Origin of the sequence: Protofrankia symbiont of Coriaria myrtifolia (genome assembly GCF_900634755.1) — a bacterium.
Classification (GTDB): domain Bacteria; phylum Actinomycetota; class Actinomycetes; order Frankiales; family Frankiaceae; genus Protofrankia; species Protofrankia coriariae.
The window spans coordinates 72,287-78,870 of sequence record NZ_CAAAFS010000065.1; the positions used below are offsets into that span (position 1 = coordinate 72,287).

Annotated in this window: 5 protein-coding genes; 2 read left to right on the forward strand and 3 right to left on the reverse strand. The window is 70.8% G+C overall.

The features are described from left to right. Positions 1-34 precede the first annotated feature (34 nt). Positions 35-961, reverse strand: coding sequence for a diacylglycerol/lipid kinase family protein (locus CM1CMNOD_RS03825; RefSeq protein ID WP_043604812.1), 927 nt, complete (start codon positions 959-961; stop codon positions 35-37). Between the two features lie 697 nt (positions 962-1,658). Between CM1CMNOD_RS03825 and CM1CMNOD_RS03830 the strand changes: the two genes are divergently transcribed. Then, positions 1,659-3,557, forward strand: coding sequence for a serine/threonine protein kinase (locus CM1CMNOD_RS03830; RefSeq protein ID WP_013872352.1), 1,899 nt, complete (start codon positions 1,659-1,661; stop codon positions 3,555-3,557). Between the two features lie 84 nt (positions 3,558-3,641). Here the strand turns inward: CM1CMNOD_RS03830 and CM1CMNOD_RS03835 are convergent, their stop codons facing one another. After that, positions 3,642-4,262 carry a DUF6758 family protein gene (locus tag CM1CMNOD_RS03835; protein WP_013872353.1) on the reverse strand — a complete coding sequence of 207 codons (621 nt, stop codon included), beginning with the start codon at positions 4,260-4,262 and terminating at the stop codon, positions 3,642-3,644. 601 nt (positions 4,263-4,863) lie between these two features. Here CM1CMNOD_RS03835 and CM1CMNOD_RS03840 point away from each other — a divergent pair. Next, positions 4,864-6,306: an aldehyde dehydrogenase family protein gene (locus CM1CMNOD_RS03840; RefSeq protein ID WP_043602939.1), complete on the forward strand. Its 1,443-nt coding sequence runs from the start codon at positions 4,864-4,866 to the stop codon at positions 6,304-6,306. Positions 6,307-6,393: 87 nt separating this feature from the next. On the opposite strand, the gene cas6 is transcribed toward CM1CMNOD_RS03840, so the two are convergent. After that, positions 6,394-6,584: CRISPR system precrRNA processing endoribonuclease RAMP protein Cas6 (gene cas6, locus CM1CMNOD_RS21460; RefSeq protein ID WP_131796392.1), on the reverse strand; the 191-nt coding region annotated here is incomplete at its 5' end.

Consider the following 6,584-nt stretch of genomic DNA (forward strand, 5'->3'; position numbering starts at 1 on the left):
GGGCTGGCCGCGGGCGGGGCCGAGCCGGAGCGGGTCAGGCCGGCGGCGCGAGGAAGCGGAGCAGGCCCGGCCGCAGGACGATCCGGGCGGGCAGGTCCGCGACCGGGTCGCCGTCGGCGTAGAGCTGGAACGGCCGGTCGGCGTCCACCCGGACGCTGCGTGCCCGCAGCACCTCGACGTGTGAGGAGTCCACATGCCGTCCGGAGAACACCTTCGGGAACGTCGACAGAAAGGTGATCTTGCCGCAGTGCGCCAGCAGCACGACGTCGAGCAGCCCGTCGTCGAGCTCCGCCTCGGGCGCCAGCCGCATCCCGCCGCCGTAGCAGGCGGAGTTCGCCATCGCCACCGTCCAGCCGACGAGCTCGCGCGGGGCACCGTCGTCGATCTCCACGGTGAACCGGGCCGGCTTCCACGCAGCCGCCGCCCGTAACGCGCCGTAGGTGTAGACCTGCTGGCCACGGACGAACCGGGCCCGATTGGCGATCACCTGGACGTCCGAGTCGAAGCCGACGCTGGCGATGCCGAGGTAGGCCCGCCCGTTGGCCTCGGCAAGGTCGATGCGACGCTCGACGCCGCTGGCCAGGGCGGTGGCGGCGATCACCGGATCCCGGCTGGCGCCGACGGTGCGCAGGAAGTCGTTGCCGCGTCCTCCGGGCAGCACGGCGAGCAGCCCACCCAGCCGGGCCACGGTCTCTGCGACCCGGCCGGCGAGACCGTCCCCGCCGAGAGCGACCGCCATCCGGCCGTCGGCCACGGCCTGCTCGGCGAGATCGGCGGCGTGGTCGATGTCGCGGGTCCGCTCGACGCGCACGTCCGCCGCCCAGCGCCGCAGCGCGGCGGACACGTCCGGCAGCGCCCGCGCGGCCCGTCCGCCACCGGCGTGCGGGTTGACGATGAGCAGCAGCCGCCGCCGGTCCACCTCCGCCACCGGCGGGGCGGCATCCGTCCCAGGTTCCGTCATCTCCGCCAGCCCTTCCCGTTCCCGGCCCGGTGTACATACGCTCACCGGAATGATCATCTGTTGCCGGACACAGTCCAACCGTCGATGAGCTTACGAGCCCCTCGGAAAAGATCGTTTATTGATCTTCAGCGGTTGGCTGACCACCACCGCCGTCAACCGCCGAGGATGTCGTGCGTCACTGGGACCAGATCGACGCGTTGACCGTGGCCCGGCCCTGGGTGAAATCTCTCACTCGTGCCAGTATGAACGATCTTATGTTGCCCGGTTGGCGTGACGGGCTGCTGGCCGGCTGGCCGGCTGGCCGGCTGAGATGGTCGGAACATTTCGGTTCGCCTGCTCGAGGTGATGCTTTTTCTTCAGCGGCGGTGGCGGGCTGTAACCGTAGCCCGGAGGCGATGGATCACACCGTTGACCGGCCACGATGAGGTCTCCCTGGCGATGACGGTGACTCGGGTGTCCTGCGTATCGCCACGTATTGTACGGACAACGGGACATCATGATCCGCCTGTGCCCGCCCGGTCGGCCGTCGACAATTCTTGATTCTTGACAAGCGGCTATGGTGTGATCGTTCTGATGGTCGGCTGGGCGGGCCGCTGTGAGAAGACTTCTGACGGCCGCCGGCGCGTTGGGCGATCTGGAATGGTCTGATAAGGGTGGAGGACGCCGAAGGTCTTCCACGTGATAGAACAAGGCCGGGATGACAGTGACCACTACGCCTGGGTCCGGGGCTTCTGATCCCGGGGATCCCGAGCGCCCGAACGGCCTGTTCGTGGGGCCGCCGGAGGCGCCCGACCAGTACGAGTTGCTGGGCAAGGGAATCGCAGGTGGCGAGGGCACCGTGTGGCGGGCCCTCTACCGGGGAAAGCTGAGCCTCCCGCTGCTGTTCGCGGTCAAGTCCCTGAACCGGCCGCGGGGAGGGCCCGACGACTGGCCGTCCGCCAGGGAGATCCAACGCTGGAAAGATCAGATCGTTCTGCTGAACGCGCTGGGAACCACGCATGTGGTGAAGCCGCACGAGATCTTCCTCGGAGCGCGGTCGCACCACGAGGGGGCCGTGGACGGCGAGGCGAACATCCCCTATCTCGCGATGGAGTGGGTCGAGGGGGAGACCCTTGCCGAGCTTGTCTACGGTGCCCCGGCCGGTGGCCGGACGATCGTCGAGCGTATGAAGTACGTCACGCAGATCGCCGACGTGCTCGGCAAACTGCACTCCCTGAGCCAGATGAAGGGTAATCCAAGCGTTCACTGTGACGTCAAACCGGGTAACTGCATTGTTCATCCGGAACGGGGGGTCGTGCTCGTCGACCTGAGCATGATGCGTCTCCTCGACGACGGCTCCGGCGGCGGGATGTACAGCATCGGATACACGGCTCCCGAAGTCATCGCGGACCCGTATGCCCCGCGACAGCCGTCGGCCGACCTGTACTCGCTGGGTGCCGTGGCTGTTGCCTGCGTTCTCGGCAAAGTTCCGCCGGAGCCGTCGAGGGATGCCATCCGCACGCTCAGGAAAGAGGTGCGCGCGGTCGGGCGGGAGGCTGGCGTTCCTAATCCGGAGGCGTTCGCGGCACATGTGCTCGCCATGCTCGCCGAGGATCCGGCGCGGCGGCCTTCGGATGGTCCCGCATGGGCCGGTCAGCTACTGGGAATGGTCTCGGCGGGAACAGCGTCGGAAGTATCATCGGGAACGCCGCGGAAAACACCCTCGAAAGCGCCGGGAGAAAAACCGTCGGAACCGTCGGAAACGTCGGTGACGGAGAAGGCCGAGCCCGGGGCGCGGCCGGCGTCCGGCCTGGCCGCGCTGCGCGGCCGGTTGGTGCTGTCGGTGCCGGCGCTGGTCGTGGTTGGGATCACCGTGCTGCTGGGGATCGTCCTGCTGAGGCCTTCCAACGCGGACGGTCTGCTGGGGGCGTGGCCGGAGCCGGCCGATCGAGGGTCGGCCGACCCGCCCCTGACCAGGCCGGCCGACCCAGCCGGGCCCGTGGCGACCGGCCCGCCGTCCGCCACGGTCACACCCGTGCCGCCATCGGAGTCCGCAGCGTTCTCCCCGCCCGGCACGAGGCAGGCGGCACCCGGGGAAGACGTCCTCACACCGTCGGTGCCACCTACCCAGCACCCTGCCACCACTGGGCCGCCTGGCAGTACCCAGCGGCCCAGTACCCAGCCGACCCCCGTCAGGCCCGCCGGTGCGATCGGGGCACCCGCCGAAGGGACCCAGGTACGGCAGTGCGCCTATTTCTCGGGTACCTCCCGGCTGCCGGCCGGCAAGACCCTGATCCTCGCGGTGCGGAATCTGAGCAGCGAGAAGCCCAACAAGTACGTCACGTACGTGTTCGGCTGGGACAAGCCGTCCACGCTCTCGTCATGGCGCGGCCGCCAGTATTTCGGTGACGGGGACAGCAGCGTCGGCCAGAAGTACAGGGTGGAACTGATGGTGGTCGATCTGGCGGCGGCGCGGGCGGCGACGGCCGAGGCGAAGAAGACGACACCGGCTGACTACACGCCCGTCCACGCGTTGGCGAGCCGTGGCACGGCGCTCGCCGCCAGGACCGTGGTCCGCATCGCAGGCAGCGGACCCAACAACAACTGTGCCGCCTGAGACCGACAGTTACGTTCCACAGCCGTATTCCGCGGTGGTTGTGATTGTGGATGCCGACGGTTGTGGATGGCGCTACGGTGCGGGCTACAGGTGGGTGCTGTCGGCGCCGAACAGCAGGCAGGTGGCGAGCATCTCGGTACTGCGCAGATCCCACAGGACGAGGTGCTCGAGCAGGAGCGTGGCCGCGTCGGACGGCCAGAGCGCGACCCACAGCCACACCCCGTAGGCCTCCCCGACGAACACCGCCCGGTCGGGTGGGCAGAGCACCGGCCACAGGGCGGTCGGATGCCCGGCCGCCTCGATCTTCTCCTCGGGCTTGCCGCCGATGCGCTGCGGATCGGTGCCCGACAGCCCCGCCAGCCGCGCCCCGAGACCCGTCCCGGGCTCCTCGGCGACGAGGATCAGCTCGGCCGGCCCACCGAGCGGGGACGGCCCGCCGGCGGCGAACGCGGTGGCCCGCGGCCCGGTGCGCTCGTCACCGGCCCAGGCGACCCCGCTGCCGAACCAGTGCACCGGCATCGGCCAGGGCACCCAGACCGGCGCCGTGGCCGCGCGCGCCAGGAAGAGCAGCGCCTGCTCGCGGGACGACGTCGCGACCCGGTACGGTGCGACCTCCCCGTGCTCCTCGCAGCGCCACTGGTCGTTCCACAGATCAGGCGGACGCAGTGCCCCCAGGCACCGGGGACAGGCAGGAGGGGTCGTCACCGGTGGGCTCCCCGGCGGACCTCCAGGCGATACGCACCATTCGACGACGCTTTCATAGCCGTGGTCACTTCCCTTGGCTTTCGTTCGTCAAACCCGTCGAGGGCGGACCACGGACGCCTCGCCCCGCAGCCTTCGTCCGCCACCGTGAAGCCGCCGCGGAACCACTGTGAGAGGCCACAGTGGGAAGGCCGGTGAGAGGCCACTGTGGAAAGTCACCGTGGGACCGCCGTGGGACCGCCGCGGAGCCGCTGCGGAGCCGCCGTTGGAGCCGCCGTGGATGTTTCGCCCTGCCCGAGAGGGTGCTTCATCTCGCCCGGGCCGGGTATTGCCTGACCGGGTGGCATCAGTGGGCGTCACAACGGGTGTTGCGCTCGGCCGTCCGGCGTGGTCCGTGTGGCTGGTGTGACTGTGCGCCCGGCTCCGGCGTCCGGGATCCCGGCGTCGGCACGGCGCGTACATACACGTGCGCGTCCACTCGGTCGTCCGGTCATCGCCGCTGGTTGACGGTTGTTGCCGGTTGTTCGGTATCCCGACGTTGTCCCGTCCCGCGTGGCGCCGCCCTTCCGAGCGTCCTGTGCACGAAGGTGGAGTAGTGGCATCCATGGGCAAGGTCGAACCGTTCTGGGTGGCGGGCCGGCCGGCGACGGGTTCGACGGCATTCGAGGTGCGTCACCCGTGGGACGGCCGTCCGATCGCCACGGTCTCGCAACCGGACGCCGGCCAGGTGGACGTGGCGGTGGCCGCCGCCGCCCGGGCCGCGCGGGAGCTGGCGGCCGTCTCGGCGCACGGCCGGGCCGCCGCCCTCACCCACGTCAGCGGCCGGATCGCCGAGCGCGGTGAGGAGATCGCCGCGCTCATCACCGCCGAGAGCGGCAAACCGCTGACCTGGGCGCGGGCCGAGGTCGCCAGGGCGACGTCGACCTTCCGCTGGGGCGCGGAGGAGGCCCGGCGCTGGTCCGGGGACCTGCAACGGCTCGACACCGACCCGGCGGGGGCGGGGCGGCTGGCCGTGGTCCGGCGCGTCCCCCGCGGCCCGGTGCTGGGGATCACGCCGTTCAACTTCCCGCTGAACCTGGTCGCGCACAAGGTCGCGCCGGCGCTGGCCGTCGGCGCGCCGATCATCGTCAAGCCGGCGCCGAAGACGCCGCTGTCGTCCCTGTTGCTCGCCGAACTGCTCGCCGAGACCGACCTGCCCGAAGGGTCGTGGTCGGTGCTGACCGTGCCGAACGAGGCCATGCCGGGCCTGGTCGCGGACCCGCGGCTGCCGGTGGTGTCGTTCACCGGCTCCGCGGCGGTCGGCTGGTCGATCCGGGACGCCGTGCCCCGCAAGCACGTCGTCCTCGAGCTCGGCGGCAACGCGGCGGTGCTCGTCGCCGCTGACTGGTCGTCGCCGTCGGACCTGCGCCAGGCCGCGCAGCGGATCGCGACGTTCGCCAACTACCAGGCCGGCCAGTCCTGCATCGCCGTCCAACGTGTGTATGCCGAACGTAGCGTGTACGAGACGTTGCTGAGCGAGGTGACGGCCGCGGTCGAGCGGCTGCACACCGGCGACCCCGCCGACGAGGCGACCGAGGTCGGGCCGCTGATCGACCTGACCGCCGCGGAACGGGTCGAACGCTGGATCGCCGAGGCCGTCGACGCCGGCGCCACGGTCGTCACCGGCGGCAAGCGGGACGGCACGTCCATCACCCCGACCGTGCTGCGCGGCGTGCCACCCGAGGCGAAGGTGGTACGAGAGGAGGTGTTCGGGCCGGTGCTGGTCATCGAACCGGTCGACGGGCTCGACGACGGCCTGGCCCGGATCAACGACAGCCCCTACGGCCTACAGGCCGGGATCTTCACCCACGACGTGGCGACGGCCTTCCACGCCCACCGCCAGCTCGATGTCGGCGGTGTGATCGTCGGGGACGTCCCGTCCTACCGGGCGGACCAGATGCCCTACGGCGGCGCCAAGGACTCCGGCGTGGGACGGGAGGGCGTACACGCGGCCATGGAGGACCTCACCGTCGAACGGGTCCTCGTCCTCACCGGCCTCGACCTGTGACCCGCCCGGATCCGTAGCCGGCCTGGCCCGATCCGACCCGGTCTGGCCCGGCTCCGCCGAGACGGGGCCGGGCCAGACCACCTGGCGTCACACGGTCGGTCCCACCTCGACGGCGCCGAAACCGTGGGTGGTCAGCGCGCCGATCCCGGCGATGGCCGCGAACCGGCTCAGCGCGCCGAAGACGTCCGCCACGGTCACCGACGCCGTCTTCAGCAGGCGCAGCTCGGCGCTGCCCACGAACCCGACCTGCCGGACCTGCTCTGTGAGCGGGACCTGCC